General features: G+C 71.9%; 15 protein-coding genes. 5 read left to right on the forward strand and 10 right to left on the reverse strand.

Annotation, left to right across the window (positions count from 1 at the left end):
* Nucleotides 1-41: 41 nt before the first annotated feature.
* Nucleotides 42-431: a hypothetical protein gene (locus ACGFNP_RS22725; RefSeq protein WP_358313931.1), complete on the reverse strand. Its 390-nt coding sequence runs from the start codon at nt 429-431 to the stop codon at nt 42-44.
* Between the two features lie 99 nt (nt 432-530).
* Here ACGFNP_RS22725 and ACGFNP_RS22730 point away from each other — a divergent pair, with 99 nt between their 5' ends.
* Nucleotides 531-788, forward strand: a complete 258-nt coding sequence (locus ACGFNP_RS22730; protein WP_358313933.1) for a UBP-type zinc finger domain-containing protein — start codon at nt 531-533, stop codon at nt 786-788.
* Here ACGFNP_RS22730 and ACGFNP_RS22735 read toward each other — a convergent pair.
* Both ACGFNP_RS22735 and ACGFNP_RS22740 read right to left on the reverse strand, forming a co-directional pair.
* Complete coding sequence (locus ACGFNP_RS22735; RefSeq protein WP_393321668.1) at nt 785-2,362, reverse strand: Na+/H+ antiporter; 1,578 nt, start codon at nt 2,360-2,362, stop codon at nt 785-787. The genes ACGFNP_RS22730 and ACGFNP_RS22735 overlap by 4 nt on opposite strands.
* Before the next feature lie 63 nt (nt 2,363-2,425).
* Nucleotides 2,426-3,580, reverse strand: a complete 1,155-nt coding sequence (locus ACGFNP_RS22740) for a hypothetical protein (protein ID WP_393321671.1) — start codon at nt 3,578-3,580, stop codon at nt 2,426-2,428.
* Nucleotides 3,581-3,830: 250 nt separating this feature from the next.
* Here ACGFNP_RS22740 and ACGFNP_RS22745 point away from each other — a divergent pair, with 250 nt between their 5' ends.
* Nucleotides 3,831-5,801: an ATP-dependent DNA helicase gene (locus tag ACGFNP_RS22745; protein WP_358313939.1), complete on the forward strand. Its 1,971-nt coding sequence runs from the start codon at nt 3,831-3,833 to the stop codon at nt 5,799-5,801.
* Nucleotides 5,802-6,271: 470 nt separating this feature from the next.
* Here the strand turns inward: ACGFNP_RS22745 and ACGFNP_RS22750 are convergent, their stop codons facing one another.
* From ACGFNP_RS22750 to ACGFNP_RS22780, 7 genes are all read right to left on the reverse strand, one after another.
* Nucleotides 6,272-7,030 carry an SGNH/GDSL hydrolase family protein gene (locus tag ACGFNP_RS22750; protein WP_358313941.1) on the reverse strand — a complete coding sequence of 253 codons (759 nt, stop codon included), beginning with the start codon at nt 7,028-7,030 and terminating at the stop codon, nt 6,272-6,274.
* A 103-nt stretch (nt 7,031-7,133) separates the two neighbouring features.
* Entirely contained in the window at nt 7,134-8,210 is a 1,077-nt protein-coding gene (gene aroB, locus ACGFNP_RS22755) for a 3-dehydroquinate synthase (RefSeq protein ID WP_393321675.1), read from the reverse strand.
* Nucleotides 8,207-8,707 (reverse strand): shikimate kinase, encoded by a 501-nt coding sequence (locus ACGFNP_RS22760; protein WP_358313946.1) that lies wholly within the window; start codon nt 8,705-8,707, stop codon nt 8,207-8,209. The genes aroB and ACGFNP_RS22760 overlap by 4 nt, the downstream gene beginning before the upstream one ends.
* Nucleotides 8,704-9,885, reverse strand: a complete 1,182-nt coding sequence (aroC, locus tag ACGFNP_RS22765) for a chorismate synthase (RefSeq protein WP_358313949.1) — start codon at nt 9,883-9,885, stop codon at nt 8,704-8,706. Before aroC ends, ACGFNP_RS22760 begins: the two co-directional genes overlap by 4 nt.
* 43 nt (nt 9,886-9,928) lie before the next feature.
* Nucleotides 9,929-10,564 carry a prepilin peptidase gene (locus ACGFNP_RS22770; RefSeq protein ID WP_393321679.1) on the reverse strand — a complete coding sequence of 212 codons (636 nt, stop codon included), beginning with the start codon at nt 10,562-10,564 and terminating at the stop codon, nt 9,929-9,931.
* Nucleotides 10,565-10,573: 9 nt separating this feature from the next.
* Entirely contained in the window at nt 10,574-11,101 is a 528-nt protein-coding gene (locus tag ACGFNP_RS22775) for an SseB family protein (protein ID WP_393321682.1), read from the reverse strand.
* Between the two features lie 98 nt (nt 11,102-11,199).
* On the reverse strand, nt 11,200-12,297 hold the full coding sequence (locus ACGFNP_RS22780) for a ring-opening amidohydrolase (RefSeq protein ID WP_358313956.1): 1,098 nt from the start codon (nt 12,295-12,297) through the stop codon (nt 11,200-11,202).
* Nucleotides 12,298-12,449: 152 nt separating this feature from the next.
* Between ACGFNP_RS22780 and ACGFNP_RS22785 the strand changes: the two genes are divergently transcribed.
* The 3 genes from ACGFNP_RS22785 (at nt 12,450) to ACGFNP_RS22795 (ending at nt 15,419) form a co-directional block, all read left to right on the forward strand.
* Complete coding sequence (locus tag ACGFNP_RS22785) at nt 12,450-13,115, forward strand: alpha/beta fold hydrolase (protein ID WP_393321686.1); 666 nt, start codon at nt 12,450-12,452, stop codon at nt 13,113-13,115.
* Nucleotides 13,116-13,143: 28 nt separating this feature from the next.
* A complete protein-coding gene (locus ACGFNP_RS22790) occupies nt 13,144-14,220 on the forward strand; it encodes an aromatic acid exporter family protein (protein WP_393321689.1) in 1,077 nt (358 codons plus the stop codon).
* A 101-nt stretch (nt 14,221-14,321) separates the two neighbouring features.
* Nucleotides 14,322-15,419 (forward strand): FUSC family protein, encoded by a 1,098-nt coding sequence (locus tag ACGFNP_RS22795; RefSeq protein ID WP_358313965.1) that lies wholly within the window; start codon nt 14,322-14,324, stop codon nt 15,417-15,419.
* Nucleotides 15,420-15,457 lie beyond the last annotated feature (38 nt).

A 15,457-nucleotide genomic window follows, 5' to 3' on the forward strand; every position in this document is an offset into this window, starting at 1 on the left:
ACGACGCTAGTTTGCACATATTCCCCCTAGAGAAGCCGGGGTTAGCCGCCGCAGGCCTGGGCGACCGTCTTCAGGTAGGTGGCGGTCTCGGTGCCGACCTTCTGGACCGCGTCGACGGCGCCGTTGACGTCCTTGACGTCGATGCCGCTCAGCGTCTTGGCCAGGTCGTCCGAAGCCTCCTTGAGGGTGGTGTTGGCGGCCTTGTCGGCCACCTCGTTGAGCTTGGCGGCGCTGTCGTCGAGGGCCTTCTCCATGGCCTTGGGGTCGTCCTTGAGCTGGGTGATCTTGGCGCCCAGCTCGGTGACGATCTTCGGGGCCTCCAGGCAGGACTGAGCCTTGTCGATGGTGTTGTTGACCTCACCGCATCCGGCGGCGAGCACGAACATGGCGAAGGCTGCGAGGGGCACGAACCGGCTTTTGAGGCGACGCATACTGGGGACCCTACCCAACGGATTCGCGCCCCCGGCTTGTCATCCGGCGGCAAGGAGTCCGGGCACACGGGGACACGGCCGGCGTTCTAGGATTTCCCCATGACAACGTGTGAGCATCTTCTCAAGGCAGGCGACCCGCCTCCACGCACGCCCGAAGGCTGCGAGGAGTGCCTGGCCGCCGGTGGCCGCTGGGTGCACCTGCGCCGCTGCCTGGAGTGCGGTCATATCGGGTGTTGCGACTCCTCGCCCAGCAAACACGCCACCAAGCACTTCCATGGCACCTCCCACCCGGTGATGCAGTCGTTCGAGCCCGGCGAGGCGTGGAAGTGGTGCTTCGTCGACAACGCGATGGGTTAACGCTCCAGGATGGCCTCCTCGAAGTCGAGCTCGGCCATCACCTCGCGGAGCACCTCGTCGTCGAGCCGGCGTTCGTCGCGTAGCCGGACGAACGTCTCGCGCTCGGTCTGCAGCATCTCGCGGCGCAGCCGGCGATAGAGGGAGCTGGGCGTCTCGGCGCCGCCCTGGGCGGTGCCGCCGCCCAGGCGCTCCCACGCCGTCAGCGAGCGCCGCCACGACTTCTCCTTGAGCTGATCGATGACCTGCTTCTGGATCTCGTCGGGCTCGCCTTCGGCCTCGGCCAGGCGGTCGAGCACCTCCAGGCCCGCGGCGAGCGCGGCCTGCTGCGCCGACGCCTCGGCCAGCCGGTCCTCATACTGCTCCTGATCGCTCGACACGCGCAGCCGCCTGATCAACATGGGGAACGTCGTGCCCTGGACGAGCAGCGTGCCGATCACCGTGGTGAACGTGAGGAAGAGCAGGATGTCCCTGTTGGGCGTGCCGACCGGGATGGCGAAGGCGGCGGCGAGCGAGACGACCCCGCGCATGCCCGCCCAGCTGATGATCACGACATGGGAGACCGCGGGCCCCGGCTCGTTCCTTCTGAACAGCCTGGTCATGTACGTGACGGGGAACATCCAGACGAACCTCGCCAGCACGGTCACCAGGAACACCACGCCCGCGTACAGCGCGACCTCCCACGCGCCGTAGCCGCCGCCCCCGATCCCCTTGATCACGGTGACCAGTTGCAGGCCGATCAGCGCGAAGACGATCGCCTCCAGGAAGAAGTCGGTCACCTTCCACACCGCGTCGGACACCAGCCGGGTGCCGAACCCCCGCTGGTGCATCTGGTTGCCGAGATACAGTCCGACGATCACCACCGCGATGACGCCCGAGGCGTGCACCGACTCGGCCGCCAAGTAGGCGGCGAACGGGATCAGCAGCATCAGCGTGTTCTCGACCAGCGAGTCACGGGTGTGCCGGAACACCCAGGCGAACAGGAACGCCAGCGCCAGCCCGATCGCCACCCCGACCGCCGCCGAGTAGAGGAACTCGCCGACGCCTTCGAGCAGGTCCACCGTGCCGCCCACGGCCGCGCCGATCGCCACGCGGTAGAGGGTCAGCGCGGTCGCGTCGTTGAACAGGCTCTCGCCGATGAGGATCGTCAGCGCCCGGCGCGGCAGGCCGAGCCGCCTGCCGACCGCGACGGCGGCCACGGCGTCGGGCGGCGCGATGATGGCGCCCAGCGCGAACGCCGCCGCCAGCGACAGCTCCGGCAGCAGCAGGTGGACGACCAGCCCGATGACGGCAGTGGTGAACAGCACCAGCCCGACCGACAGCAGCGCCACGGCCCGCTTGACGTCACGCAGGCGCAGGTAGGAGCTGTCGAGCGCGGCCGAGTAGAGCAGCGGCGGCAGGAACACGTACAGCACAAGGTCGGGGTCGAGCGGCACGCCCGGCACCAGCGGCGAGACCAGCAGCCCGGCGGCCACCAGCAGCAGCGGCGCCGGCCAGCCCTTGCGGCGGGCGACGGCGGAGACCGCGACCGCTCCTGCCGCCATCAGCAGCAGTTGCAGGCCCATGGTGGTGTTCACGGCGCTCCTCCACGTCGGCACGGGCACGCGATCGCAGCGTACCGCTCCTGAAGGTGTGCCGGCTCACCACTCCCTGCGGCGGTCCCTGTCGTCGTCGTACTCCTGGTCGGGACGGAGCCGCTCGCCGGTGGAGAACATCGGGTCGCCCACGTAGGGGCGCGACAGGTCCGCCTGGTACGGCGGGACCTGCTGCTGGTTGCTGCCCATCGAGAACAGCGGGTCGACCGGGTTGGGCGGGGTCTGGTAGGCCGGGAAGCCGTCCGTGGACGGGTAGGGCACCTGCGGGTACTTCTCGCGGTAGGTGATGGGCTCCTGGCGCCTTCCCGCGCCGGGAATGCCGTGCATCGGGGTGCCGAGCCCGGCGGCACCCGAGTCCGGCAGCGCCGCCGGGGGCGGCTGTTGCGGCTGGTATCCGCGCTGGCTGTAGGGGTCGTGAGCCGGCTGCTGGGGGAAGGGGTCGGGCTGCTGCCGGTTCGGCTGGGCGGTCTGGGAGGGGAAGCCGAGCGGGTCGGTGGACGTGGGCGCCTGACGGCGGCGCTCACCCGGCATCTGGTAGACGGGCTCGCCTGGGTCCTGCGCCGGCTGCGCGTACTGCTGGGGGCCGGTGAACGGGTCTCCGGTGTACTGGGGGCCGTTGTAGGGCTCCGGGGCGCCGGGGACGGCGTACTGCGGGCCGGTGAAGGGCTCGGGCGCCTCGGGCTCGGTGTACTGGGGGCCGGTGAACGGCTCGCGCGGATTCGGCTGGCCGTACTGCGGGGCGCCGAAGGACGCCCGCTCGCCGTACTGCTGGCCATGGGGGTCGCGCGCCCCGGTCGTCTCGGGGTAGGAGGCCACCAGCTTGTCCGGCGGCGGCGGGGTGCCCCTGGCCACCAGGACGTCGTTGGGAGACAGGGCGGCCGTGGGCCGCTCGTCATGCGGCGGCGGGGAGCTCTGGTGCGGCCGTTGGTACTGGCCGGTGCCGGGGATCACCTCGGTGCCCGGGTCGTGCGCGGGCACGGCGGGCTGCTCACCCGTGGCTTCGGCGAACCCGTCGTCGAGGGTGTCGAGCAACCGGCCGACATCGTCCATCGGCATGCGGAAGCTGGCGGTGCACATCTCACCTCGCCACAGGCTGAGCACCAAGGTGCCCTCATGCCACGTGACCCGGAGGCACCGCTCCTGACCTCGGGCATCGAAGAACACTTCGCCGAACGACGGCAACGGGACAACTTCCGACATGGCAGACATACTGCTTTAACCAGCCTTTATCCGTCCACTCAACCCCGGTAAACCCTACTGAACCGGCTTTCCCCACCTGAGCTCGTACCCCATTGGCCCCTTCTATGGTAGATCTTTGGGACCAGTTGGAGTTCCGATCGTCCAGTGTGCCACGCGAGCCACCTGAGCCGACCGGGAACGCCGGGATGCGTCCACACGATCACACCGCGTTCGGCGCGTCGACCCCCGATTGCCGGTACCGTTTACTGCCGTGCCGGACTCCCATCTGCCCCCAGCCGAAGAACTGCTCAGCATCGCGGTCAACGCTCTCGGAGGGAGCGAAAGACGGGGCCAGATCACGATGGTGCAGGCCGTGCAGCGGGCCATCGACGATGAGGAGCATCTGGCGGTCCAGGCGGGCACGGGCACCGGCAAGTCGCTCGCCTATCTGGTGCCGTCGATCAGGCACTCCATGGCGGCCGACAAACCGGTGGTCATCTCCACGGCCACGATCGCGCTCCAGCGGCAGCTCGTGGACCGCGACCTGCCGAGGCTGGCCGAGGCGCTCGGCAAGGAGCTGCCGCACGAGCCGACGTTCGCCATCCTCAAGGGCCGCCGCAACTACCTGTGCCGCTACAAGGCGACGGCCGGCTGGCCCGAGGACGACGAGCAGGACCAGCTCTTCGACCCGCGCGAGGTCGGCGCGACGGGCCGGATGGTCCAGCGCATCCAGGAATGGGCCGAGGAGACCGAGACGGGCGACCGCGACGAGCTGGTGCCCGGGGTCAACGAGCAGGCGTGGCGGCAGTTCTCGGTGAGCGCCCAGGAATGCCTGGGGGCCACCCGCTGCCCGAGCGGCGCCGAGTGCTTCGCCGAGATGGCCAGGAGCCGGGCCGGCGAGGTCGACGTGGTCGTCACCAACCACGCGCTGCTGGCGATCGACGCGATGGGCGACATCCCGCTCCTGCCCGAGCACGACATGGTGGTCGTCGACGAGGCCCACGAGCTGGTCGACCGGGTGACCTCGGTGGTGACCGCCGAGCTGTCGGAGAGCTCGGCCGCGCTCGCCGTACGCCGGGTCGGCCGGCTCATCGAGCAGCCGATCGCCGACCAGCTCCTGGAGGCGTCCGAGGACCTCAAGGCACTGCTGGCCGCCGCTCCCCCCGGCCGCGTCGACGAGCTGCCCGAGGTGCTCGGGCTCACGCTGGCACTGCTGCGCGACACCTCGGCGCGGTGTGTCTCGGCGCTCGGCCCACGCGGCGGCGACAAGGACGATCCGGACAAGGCAGGCCAGCGCAAGGCCGCCTTCACCGCGCTCGACGAGGTGCACGACACGGCGGTGCGCATGCTGGAGGCCTACGGCCACGCCTCGGAGGAGGACCGCGCCGAGGTGGTCTGGCTGGAAGGCGCCACCGACCGCCGCCCGCCCGCGCTGCGGGTGGCCCCGCTCAACGTCGGCGGCATGCTCCGCGACCGGCTCTTCGGCGACCGCACGGTGGTCCTCACCTCCGCCACGCTGGCGCTCGGCGGCACCTTCGACGGCCTGGCCCGCCAGTGGGGGCTGGGCGACAAGGGCTGGCAGGGCATCGACGTCGGCTCCCCGTTCGACCACCCACGGGCGGGCATCCTGTACGTCGCCAAGCACCTGCCGCAGCCCGGCCGTGACGGGCTGCCCCAGGCCTACCTCGACGAGATCGCCGAGCTGATCGAGGCGGCGGGCGGGCGCACGCTCGGCCTGTTCTCCTCGATGCGGGCCGCCAAGGCAGCCACCGAGGCGCTGCGCGACCGGCTCGACGTACCGCTGCTCTGCCAGGGCGACGACTCCACGATGCTGCTGGTCAAGCAGTTCGCCGAGGACGAGGCGACCTGCCTGTTCGGCACGCTGTCGCTGTGGCAGGGCGTCGACGTCCCCGGCCCGTCGCTGCGCCTGGTCATCATCGACCGCGTCCCGTTCCCGCGCCCCGACGACCCGCTCACCTCGGCCCGGCAGCGGCACGTGGCGGCCAAGGGCGGCAACGGCTTCATGACGGTCGCCGCCACCCACGCCGCCCTGCTGCTCGCCCAGGGCGCCGGCCGGCTGCTGCGCGCCCAGCACGACAAGGGCGTCATCGCCGTCCTCGACCCCCGCCTGGCCACCGCCCGCTACAGCAGCTTCCTGCTGGGCTCCCTGCCACCGTTCTGGCGCACCACGGACCCGGCGATCCCGCGAGCGGCACTCAAACGCCTGTCAACAGAAGACTGACCCACCTTCAGCGCGTGACCCGACTTCGGGGTGTCCGCCCTCACGGGGTGGCTCGACTTCGAGGTGTCCGCCCTCACGGGGTGTCCCGCCTTCGCGGCGTGTCCCGACTTCGCGGCGGCTCGCAATCGCATGCGACCCGCCGTTACGGCGCGGCCCCTGGGTGGCCCGCCTTTGCGGCGTGGCGTCCTCTCGGTGTGGCCCGCCCTCACGGTGTGGTCGGACTTCGCGGCGGCGCTCGCACTCGTGTGTGGGGCCGCCCTCATGGCGCGGCCCCCCTGGACAATGGCCCGTCCTCGTGTACGACCCGCCCGCCTGTGTCCTGCCCCGGGAGGACCGCCCCCTGGGGATCGCCCGCCCTCGCGGCGGGGCCTCCTCGCGGTGTGGCGTGTCCTCGCAGTGCAGCCAGGTGTCCGGGCGGATCTGCTTTCGCGGGTGGTCCGGCCTCTAGGGCGTCCTAAGGTACGGGCTGGTCAGAGGGTCCACGGGGTGAGGTCGGGGCGTTTGGGGTCCAAGCCGTCGCCGGAGGAGGCGCCGCGCAGGCGGCGGGACACCCACGGCACCAGGTGCTCGCGGATCCACTGGGCGTCCTCGCGGCGCCTGGCGCGGGGGTCGAGGGTGCGCTCGGGCCACGCCTTCTGCCAGTCGTCGAACGGCACGCCCAGCACGTCCAGGACCCGGGCGGCCACCAGCCGGTGCCCGTCCTGGTTCATGTGCAGCCGGTCCTCGCTCCACGCCCGCCAGTCGCGCAGCCCCTGCATGGACCACTGGTCGACGAGCCGGCAGCCGTACAGGTCGGCGATCGAGCGGATGTGCAGGTAGAAGATGGCGAACCGGCCGCGCAGCCGCCGCATCACCGGTGTGTCGCGCGGGTCGACGCCGGTGAACAGCAGCACGTCGGCGCCGCTGGCCCGCAGCTCGCGCACGGCGCGGGCGAGCCGCTTGGCCATCAGGTCGGGGTCGCTGCCCGGCCGGAGCAGGTCGTTGCCGCCCGCGCACAGGCTGACCAGGTCGGGCGCCATCTCGACGGCGATCGGCACCTGCTCGGTGACGATCTGGTCGAGCAGCCTGCCGCGTACGGCCAGGTTCGCGTAGCGGAAGGACGGGTTGTCGGCCGCCAGCCGCTCGGCCACCCGGTCGGCCCAGCCGCGGTAGTGGCCGTTGGTGCCGGGGTCGTTCAGTCCTTCGGTAAAGCTGTCACCAAGAGCGACGAATGAGTCGTATTGCCTCATGACCTGCTGTTCATCTCCGCCGTGCCGTGGTGCTTCAGGACATCCGACTGTAGTGCCAACCCCGCCGCCACGCCCGGCGCCACCCCCAAACGAGCGAAAGGCGTCATCGGGCGACCGCCCGGTAGGCCGCCTCCAGAAGCTCCTCGGACGGGCCTTCCAGCCGTCCCGGCTTCGCCAGCCCGTCGAGGACGACGAAGCGCTGCTTGGCGCCGCGGTTCTTCTTGTCGAGGCGCATGTGGTCGCGCAGTTGCGGCCAGGCGTCGGCCCGGTAGGAAGTGGGCAGCCCGACCGAGGTGAGGATGGACCTGGTGCGCTCGACCAGGTCGAGCCCGATGCGCCCGTCGAGCCTCGACAGCTCGGCGGCGAACACCATGCCGATGGCGACGGCCTCGCCGTGGCGCATGCGGTAGTCCTCGGCCCGCTCGATCGCGTGGGCGAGCGTGTGGCCGTAGTTGAGGATCTCGCGCAGCCCGGCCTCACGCAGGTCGGCGCCGACGACGTCGGCCTTGATCTGGATCTTCCGCTCGATCAGCTCGCGGGTGTGCGGCCCCTCCGGCGTGGCGGCGGCGTCGGGGTCGTCCTCGACCAGCATGAGGATGGTCGGGTCGGCGATGAAGCCGCCCTTGATGACCTCGGCGAGCCCGGCCACGTAGTCGGCGCGCGGCATGCTCGACAGCGTGCCCAGCTCGCACAGCACGCCCGCCGGGGGCAGGAAGGTGCCGACGAGGTTCTTGCCTTCGGGTGTGTCGATGCCGTTCTTGCCGCCGACCGCCGCGTCGACCATGGCCAGCAGCGTCGTCGGCACCAGCACCACCTGGACGCCGCGCAGCCAGGTCGCGGCGATGAACCCGGCCAGGTCGGTGGTGGCTCCCCCGCCGACGCCCACGACGGCGTCGGATCGGGTCACGCCGTAGCGGCCGAGGGCGGACCAGAGCTCGGCGGCCACCTCGACCGACTTGGCCTGCTCGCCGTCGGGCACGGGGAGCTCCACCACGTCGTATCCGGCGCCGGACAGCGCCTCGCAGACCGGGCGGGACAGCTCGGGCAGGCCCGCCGGGTGGATGACCGCGACCGTGCGTACGCCCGGCTTGAACAGCCCGGCCAGCTCCGGCAGCACCCCGGTGCCGATCACCACCTCGTACGGGCTGTCGCCGCGTACGGTGATCCTGGTCGCGGTCATGACTGGAGGCCCTTCATGATCTCTTCGGCCAGCTCAGCGGGCTCGCGCTTGTCGGTCACGACCGTCAGGACGGCGAGCCGCTCGTAGATCGGGCGGCGCTCCTCCATGAGCTTCTTCAGCTGGCTGCGCGGGCTGAGCACGAGCAGCGGCCGGGCGGAGGCCAGGCCGACCCGCTGGACCGCGTCGGCCAGGCCCACCTGGAGGTAGACGACCGGGTGGCCGGCCAGCAGCGCCTGCGCCTCCTCGTTGAGCACCGCGCCGCCGCCGAGGGACAGCACGCCGTCGTGCTCGGCCAGCGCCTGGCGTACGGCCTGCAGTTCGAGCTCGCGGAAGCGGGCCTCGCCCTCTTCGATGAAGATGTCGCCCACGGGCTTGCCCGCGACCGCCTCGACGTCGGCGTCGGTGTCGCGGAAGGTGACGCCGAGCAGGTCGGCGAGCAGGCGGCCGAGGGTGGTCTTGCCGGACCCCGGTGGGCCGATGAGGACGGCCTTCGTCATTTGATCACCATCGATGAGAGGTAGCCGGACAGGTTGCGGGCGACCTCCTCCACGGAGTCGCCCCCGAACTTCTCGAGCGCCGCGTCGGCCAGCACCAGCGCGACCATGGCCTCGGCGACGATGCCCGCGGCCGGGACCGCGCAGACGTCGGAACGCTCGTGGTGCGCCTTGGCCGCCTCGCCGGTCAGGACGTCGATCGTGGCCAGCGCCCGCGGGACGGTGGAGATGGGCTTCATCGCGGCGCTGACCCGCAGGATCTCGCCGTTGGTCATGCCGCCCTCGACGCCGCCCGCGCGGTTGGTGATGCGCTTGACGCCGTCGGCGGCGGTGTATTCGATCTCGTCGTGGGCGCGCGAGCCGGGCCTGCGCGCGGTCTCGAAGCCGTCGCCGACCGCCACGCCCTTGATCGCCTGGATGCCCATGAGCGCCCCGGCCAGCCGGGAGTCGAGCCGCCGGTCCCAGTGGGTGTAGCTGCCGAGCCCCGGCGGCAGGCCGTAGGCCAGCACCTCGACGACGCCGCCGAGCGTGTCGCCGTCCTTGTGCGCCTGGTCGATGACGGCGACCATCGCGGCGCTGCCCTCGGGGTCGGCGCACCTGACGGGGTCGGCGTCGATGCGCTCCAGGTCGTTGGGGCCGGGCAGGTCTTCGGTGGGCGTCTGGGCGCCGCCGATGGAGGTCACGTGGCTGACGATGTCGACGCCGAGCGCCTGCTTGAGGAAGCGCCTGGCGACCTCGCCGAGCGCGACGCGGGCCGCGGTCTCGCGGGCGCTGGCCCGGTCGAGGACCTGGCGGGCGTCGTCGAAGCCGTATTTCTGCATCCCGGCCAGGTCGGCGTGGCCCGGCCGGGGGCGGGAGCGGGGCGCGTTCCTGGCCAGCCCTTCGAGCTCGGCCGGGTCGACCGGGTCGGCCGACATGACCTTCTCCCACTTGGGCCACTCGGTGTTGCCGATGCGGACGGCGATCGGGCTGCCCATGGTGCGGCCGTGCCGGACGCCGCCGGCGATCGTCACCTGGTCCTGCTCGAACTTCATCCGGGCGCCGCGGCCATAGCCGAGCCGGCGGCGGCGCAGGGCCTCGTCGATGGCGGCCGTGGTCACCTCGACCCCGGCCGGCAGGCCTTCCAGAACGGCAACGAGCTCAGGGCCGTGGGACTCTCCGGCAGTCAACCAGCGCAACATGCGTACAAGTCTTCCACGTGCCGCCTAGTGGGATGTCCGGCGTTCACTGGCCGAGACAGAGCGCCGTGAACGCGCCGAGCAGCATGAACGGGCCGAAAGGGAACTGCGTGTCGCGAGTGGCGCGTCTGGCGACGAGCAGGGCGATGGCGTACAGGGCGCCTAACAGCTGGCCGCCGACGGCCGCGACGACCCACGCCTGCCAGCTCATCGCCGCGGCCGCCATGCCGATCAGCCCCGCGAGCTTGACGTCGCCCAGGCCCATGGCCTCCGGTCTGGCGAACCAGAGCACGGCGTACGCGGCGGCCAGCGCCAGCGCGCCCAGCAGCGCCCTGGACAGCTCTCCCGTGGGGAGCAGGGTCAAGGCCAGGATCGGGTACGACGGCAGGGTGATCACGTCCGGCAGCCTCGTGGTCCGCCAGTCGATGATCGCCAGGACCGTGCCGATCAGGGCGAAGTAGACGTACGGCAGGCCCGCGCGCCAGGCGACCAGCGCGGCGAAGGCGGCGGTGGCCACCTCTACGGTGGGCGGCCAGCGCGGCACGGGAGCAGTGCGCACCAACGCGTCCAGGGCGGCGTGCGCCTCTTCGCGGGTGTCGAAGGGGTTGGCCACGAAGCAGTCGGCGAGCGTCCTGACGTAGCGGCCGACGATCAGGCCGAGCAGCGCCACGAGTGCTACCACCCGCCGACCCTACTTCCTGGTGAACCAGCGGCGCTTGCGTTCCGGCTCGACGCGGGCCACGGTCGCGCCGGAGAGCTGGTCGAGCGTGCCGGACTCGACGGCGGCGAGCGCTTGCAGCACCTCGCCCTCGATCACGAACGGCACCGGCCCCGCCACGTCCACCACGACCGCCGCGACCCGCTCACCGGCGGCGGCCCGGCAGACCTGGAGCAGGCGGGCCTGGATGGGCCGGGCGTCGGGCCGCCACCTGGCCAGGGACTCGGCGCCGGTGAAGGCCGGCACCGCCTCCCTGCCGTCCTTGCCGACCAGTTTGGGGAGCGCCATCTCGCTCTCCTTCTCCTGGCGCAGCCCGTGCTCGCCCACTTCGGACTCGGTCAGCAGGGCGACCACGGGGACCAGGAGCCGGGCGCCGGTCAGGGCGTTCAGCACGTCGGTGGCGTCCGCCGCGCCTCGCTCGTAGGAGGCCAGGGCGGCGGCCACGGCGGGCGCGGCCGTGCCGTCGTCGCCGGGGTCGAGTGGCTGCGGAATGCTGGGCACAACCCTCGACACTACCGGCGGCGGCTCACGGCCCGGCCCGCGACCCGGCCCGCGACCCGGCGCTCGACCGGACGCAACGCGGGCCGGCGGCAGGTTCGCTATCCCAGGTCGGCGATGGCGGCGACCGGGCCGCCGCCCGACGGGCCCTGGTGGACGGCGGCGACCGAGACGAACACCGCCGGGTCGCCCGTGACCGCCGCCGCGACTCCCCCGACGGTGGCCTTGATCTGGCGGTGCCAGTGCACGTCGGAGTCGTCGAGCATGATGTTGCGCCGCCCCCTGACCCGGCCGGACGGGTCGGCCTCGCACTTCATGAAGACGTTCACCAGGCGGTCGCCCAGGTCGCTGTGGTGCGGCCGTTCGGGGAGCGGAAGCCCGGAGTCGCGGATCGCGTCCCAGATGCCGTCGGCGTCCAGGGCGTCGCGCATCACGCCGTGACCGATGCGGTAGCGCCCGCCGATGCCCCGGACGTTGCCCACCAGCACGATCTGCGCCCGGTCCAGCTCGACCCCGGACGAGCACGAGGCCACCGAGGAGTACAGGGACAGGTCCTTGTGGATCTGGTCGGCCCGCGGCATGTCGATCTCGCCGAGGGCGACGGCGATGCCGAGGGCGGTGGTGGAGTTCGACAGGTCCATGGAGGGGCCGGTCTCCTCGATGGCGGTGTCCTGGCCGCGGCTCTTGGCCTCGGTGATGGTGGCCAGCGTGAGCAGCGGCGTCTTGGTCTGCACGTAGTGGACGTCGCGCGGGTCGTCGATGCCCGCGATCTTCATCGCCTCGCGTACTCCCGCCGCGACCTTCTCCACCATCGCCGGGCGGCCGATGTCCTCCGGCAGGATCACCTCGCTCATCGCGACCCCGACCGACACCCGCGGCTCGTCCGACTGGGGAGCGCGCGCCGGGTCGGTGGTGGCGAACACGGTCGCGTGCGGGCTGAGCACGCCGTCCGTCCCACCGGACCACACCAGGGGTACGGTCTCCGGCGCCGGATGCCCCTTGGCCGCGAGCACCTCACGGAAGGCCCGATCGGCCAGGATGCGGGTGTAGTCGTTCACGCCCCCGTTGCCCTCGGTCTTGCCGACCACCGCGAGCACCCGGCGCGCCTCGATCACCCCGTCATCGATCAGCCGAGCCAGGCCGGAGGCGTCCGTCACGCTCTCGATCGGCACCTTGCGCACTTCTATCGGATCCGGCATCACAACCCCTGTTCGGCTATTCGGCGGCGAGCCCGCGGAACTCCCAGATGTACCCCGGCGGCCCGCAGGACACGCTATCCACCAGCGAATCGGCCTTTCACCGGCAATGTCTGCCCAACGTGGCGGGCGGCCTCGGCGATAGGGTCACCGGTGTGATTCGCGAAGCACACGTCAACGGGATCAGGCTCGTCTATCGCGAGGAGGGCGACCCGGCCGCTCCCCCGCTGGTGCTCATCCACGGACGGACCGCCAACCACAACGACTGGAACGGCGTCACCCAGCACTTCGCCGCCCGCTATCACGTGATCGCCCTCGACCTGCGGGGTCACGGCGCCAGTGACTACCCGGGCACGTACGCGCTGCCCGACATGGCGCGGGACGTCGTCGCGCTGCTGGACGAGCTGGGGTTCGAACGGGCGACGCTGGTGGGGCACTCGCTGGGCGGCGCGGTGGCCTATCTCCTGGCCATGACCTGGCCCGATCGCGTCGAGCGGCTGGTCCTGGAGGATCCGGCCCCGCCGTACACGATGACGGATCGTCCGCCGATCGTGGAGGACGGCGAGTCCCCCGGGTTCGACTGGCGGATGGTGCACGAGACCGAGCGGCAGTTCCTCGCGCCCGATCCGGCGTGGGCCGCGGGGCTCGCCTCGATCACCGCGCCGACGCTGGTGGTGTCGGGCGCCAGCCATCTCGACGTCGAGCGGGTGGCGACGGGGATTCCGGGGGCCAAGCTGGTCACGATCGCCGTCGGGCATCTCATCCACGTCTCCGCGCGCGAGGCGTTCCTGCGGGCCGTCGACGACTACCTGGCCGATTGAGCGTCCCAGCTTGGGTAGGCAAGGGTTCGTGCAAGCGAAGAAGCGCCTGAACAGGCTGGCGCTGATGGCCCCGACGGTCGGGCAGTGCGCCGTGGGGGCCGCTCTGGCCTGGCTGGTGGCCAAGAACGTCCTCGGGCACCCCAGCCCGTTCTTCGCCCCGATCGCGGTGATCCTCAGCATCGGCGTGGGTCTCGGGCAGCGCCTGCGCCGGATGGTCGAGATGGTCGTCGGGGTCAGCGTGGGCGTGGGCGTCGGCGACCTGCTGGTGTCCTGGATCGGCTCGGGCGCCTGGCAGATCGCGCTCGTGGTGGCACTGGCGATGGCCGTCGGCGTCCTGCTCGACAGCGGATCCCTGATCGTCCTGCAGGCCGGGTCCTCGGCCATCCTGGTCGCCACCCTGCTGCCCCCCTCGGGCGTCGGCGGGCTGAACAGGATGCTCGACGCGCTGACCGGCGGCGTCGTGGGGATCATCGCGCTGGCCCTGCTGCCGGCCAGCCCGTTCACCCTCGTGGCCAAGCAGGCGTCGGGGATGTTCGAGGCGCTGGCCCGGGCGCTGCGGCAGATCTCGGAGGCGATCGAGAAGTCCGACCCCGGCCTGGCGGCCAAGGCCCTGGACGGCGCGCGGAGCACCCAGGCGAACGTGGAGCAGTTCAAGCAGGCGCTGGCGACCAGCTGGGAGATCGCCACCATCTCACCGCTGCACCGGCACGGCCGTTCCCGGCTGGACGGGTACGAGACGGCCGCCGTACCGCTCGATCACGCGGTCAGGAACGTCAGGGTGCTGGCCCGGCGGGCCGTCGCGGCTCTTGAGGGGCAGGACCCGCCGCCCGCCTGGATGCCGGACGCGCTGCGCGAACTGGCCGACGCGACCCTGCTGCTCCGGCAGGAGCTGGCCCACGGGCAGGAGCCGAAACGGGCCCACGACGCGATCCTGGCGGTGGCGGGGCGGCAGGGGACGGAGCGGTGGGGGTTCTCGGCCAGCGTGATGGTCGCGCAGTTCCGGTCGATCGTCGTGGACCTGCTCCAGGCGAGCGGCGGCGACCGCGAGCAGGCGGTGGCCGCCCTCCCGCCCCTCGACACGCCCGGCGATCAGGACATCCCCTAACCGTCCGACACCGCCGGTGAAGGGCGCTTTCCGGACGCTCAGCGGAGCCGCAATCCGGGCAATGTGACCTCAATGTCACAAGGATCCGCCAGGGTAGAGGGGTGCGAACGAAGCTCAGCGATCATGTACGGGAACGGCTGAGCGGGTTCGGCATGATGGCGCCCTCCATCGCGCAGTGCGCGGTGGGCGCGGCACTCGCCTGGACGGTCGCCATCCACCTGCTCGGCCACGCCCGCCCGTTTTTCGCGCCGATCTCCGTGTTGATCTGCGTCGGTGTGGGGCTCGGGCAGCGGCTGCGCCGGGTGGCCGAGCTGGTGGTGGGGGTCAGCCTCGGCGTCGGTGTCGGCGACCTGCTGGTGTCCTGGATCGGCTCGGGCGCCTGGCAGATCGCGCTGGTGGTCGCGCTGGCGATGACCACGGCGGTACTGCTGAACAGCGGCGCGCTCTTCGTGGCGCAGGCCGGATCGTCCGCGGTGCTGGTCGCCGCCCTGCTGCCCACGAACGGCGCCGGGGGCTTGGACCGGATGGCCGACGCGCTCACCGGCGGCCTCATCGCCGTCGCCACGGCGGCGCTGCTTCCCGCCAGCCCCTTCACGATCGCCGCCAAGCACCTGTCGGGCGTGCTCGACGCGCTGTCCACGGTGCTCGAACGGGCCGCGGAGGCGATCGAGAAGCGCGACGTGGACCTGGCCGCCGAGGCGCTGGAGGAGGCCCGCACCACCCAGGCGGCGGTCGAGGAGTTCGAACGGGCGGTGGAGACCAGCAAGGAGATCACGCTCATCTCACCGCTGCACTGGCACCGCCGTGCCAGGCTGGCCAGGTACGAGACCGCGGCCGTGCCGGTGGACCTGGCCCTGCGCAACGCCAGGGTGCTGGCCCGCCGGACGCTGGCGGCGCTGGGCGAGACGAGCCCGCCGCCGACCTCGCTGGCCGAGGCGATGCGCGAGGTGTCGGAGGCGGCACTGCTGCTCCAGCTCGAACTGGCGGCCGGCCGTGAGCCCATGCTGGCCCGGCAGGCGCTGCTGGCCGTCGCGGCGCGGAAGCGCCCTGAACGGCTGGGCTTCTCGGCGCACGTCATCATCGCGCAGCTGCGCTCCATCGCCGTGGACCTGCTCCAGGCGACCGGGATGGACCACGAGGCGGCGACGGCGACGTTGACCTCGCTGGACGCGCCCCACGACGAGGACGCGAAGAACTGACCCGTGGCGGAGGTGGACACCCGGAGAGCCCACCTCCG

It is taken from the genome of Nonomuraea sp. NPDC049269, from assembly GCF_043197155.1.
GTDB lineage: Bacteria > Actinomycetota > Actinomycetes > Streptosporangiales > Streptosporangiaceae > Nonomuraea.